1 rRNA gene is annotated in these 1,906 nt (G+C 55.2%); it reads left to right on the top strand.

Going from position 1 to position 1,906, the window contains the following annotated elements:
- Positions 1-41: 41 nt before the first annotated feature.
- Positions 42-1,577, top strand: a 16S ribosomal RNA gene (locus PCK14_RS19245).
- Positions 1,578-1,906 lie beyond the last annotated feature (329 nt).

The raw sequence follows: 1,906 nt of genomic DNA, 5'->3' as shown, positions 1-1,906 counted from the left end.
ATCATCTTTTTCCGGTGTGGTTGTGTGTGTCTGTTTAGTTATTAACGGAGAGTTTGATCCTGGCTCAGGATGAACGCTGGCGGCGTGCTTAACACATGCAAGTCGAACGATGAACCCCGCTTGCGGGGGGATTAGTGGCGAACGGGTGAGTAACACGTGAGTAACCTGCCCTTAACTCTGGGATAAGCCTTGGAAACGGGGTCTAATACTGGATATTGACTTTTCCTCGCATGGGGATTGGTTGAAAGATTTATTGGTTTTGGATGGACTCGCGGCCTATCAGCTTGTTGGTGAGGTAATGGCTCACCAAGGCGACGACGGGTAGCCGGCCTGAGAGGGTGACCGGCCACACTGGGACTGAGACACGGCCCAGACTCCTACGGGAGGCAGCAGTGGGGAATATTGCACAATGGGCGAAAGCCTGATGCAGCGACGCCGCGTGAGGGATGACGGCCTTCGGGTTGTAAACCTCTTTCAGTAGGGAACAAGGCCAGTGTTTAGCTGGTTGAGGGTACTTGCAGAAGAAGCGCCGGCTAACTACGTGCCAGCAGCCGCGGTAATACGTAGGGCGCAAGCGTTATCCGGAATTATTGGGCGTAAAGAGCTCGTAGGCGGTTTGTCGCGTCTGCCGTGAAAGTCCGGGGCTCAACCCCGGATCTGCGGTGGGTACGGGCAGACTAGAGTGATGTAGGGGAGACTGGAATTCCTGGTGTAGCGGTGAAATGCGCAGATATCAGGAGGAACACCGATGGCGAAGGCAGGTCTCTGGGCATTAACTGACGCTGAGGAGCGAAAGCATGGGGAGCGAACAGGATTAGATACCCTGGTAGTCCATGCCGTAAACGTTGGGCACTAGGTGTGGGGGACATTCCACGTTTTCCGCGCCGTAGCTAACGCATTAAGTGCCCCGCCTGGGGAGTACGGCCGCAAGGCTAAAACTCAAAGGAATTGACGGGGGCCCGCACAAGCGGCGGAGCATGCGGATTAATTCGATGCAACGCGAAGAACCTTACCAAGGCTTGACATGAACTGGAAACACCTGGAAACAGGTGCCCCGCTTGCGGTCGGTTTACAGGTGGTGCATGGTTGTCGTCAGCTCGTGTCGTGAGATGTTGGGTTAAGTCCCGCAACGAGCGCAACCCTCGTTCTATGTTGCCAGCACGTGATGGTGGGGACTCATAGGAGACTGCCGGGGTCAACTCGGAGGAAGGTGAGGACGACGTCAAATCATCATGCCCCTTATGTCTTGGGCTTCACGCATGCTACAATGGCCGGTACAATGGGTTGCGATACTGTGAGGTGGAGCTAATCCCAAAAAGCCGGTCTCAGTTCGGATTGGGGTCTGCAACTCGACCCCATGAAGTCGGAGTCGCTAGTAATCGCAGATCAGCAACGCTGCGGTGAATACGTTCCCGGGCCTTGTACACACCGCCCGTCAAGTCACGAAAGTTGGTAACACCCGAAGCCGGTGGCCTAACCCCCTTGTGGGGAGGGAGCTGTCGAAGGTGGGACTGGCGATTGGGACTAAGTCGTAACAAGGTAGCCGTACCGGAAGGTGCGGCTGGATCACCTCCTTTCTAAGGAGCACCAAACACCACGGCGCGTTCCGCATGGAAGACGTTGGTGGTGCGAGGAGAATAATCCATTGCGAGAACGATTGTTTCTCGGTGGATTGCTCAAGGGTGGAATATCAATAAAACAGCCGATGATCGGCATCTGGCAGCCTGGTTCGAGTACAACACCTTTTGGGGTGTGCGGAAAAGACCGTACGGGTTGCTGGTGTCCTGGTTGTTATGCGTTTGGCACACTGTTGGGTCCTGGAACAACAACAAGCCCTCCCTTTTGGGGGTTGGGTTTGTGGTTGTGCCTGGTTTCCCCCACACAACGGAACTTACCGACATGAACA

The organism is Arthrobacter sp. HY1533 (assembly GCF_027568515.1).
Taxonomy (GTDB): Bacteria; Actinomycetota; Actinomycetes; order Actinomycetales; family Micrococcaceae; genus Specibacter.
This window is presented reverse-complemented; position numbering and strand designations above follow the sequence as displayed.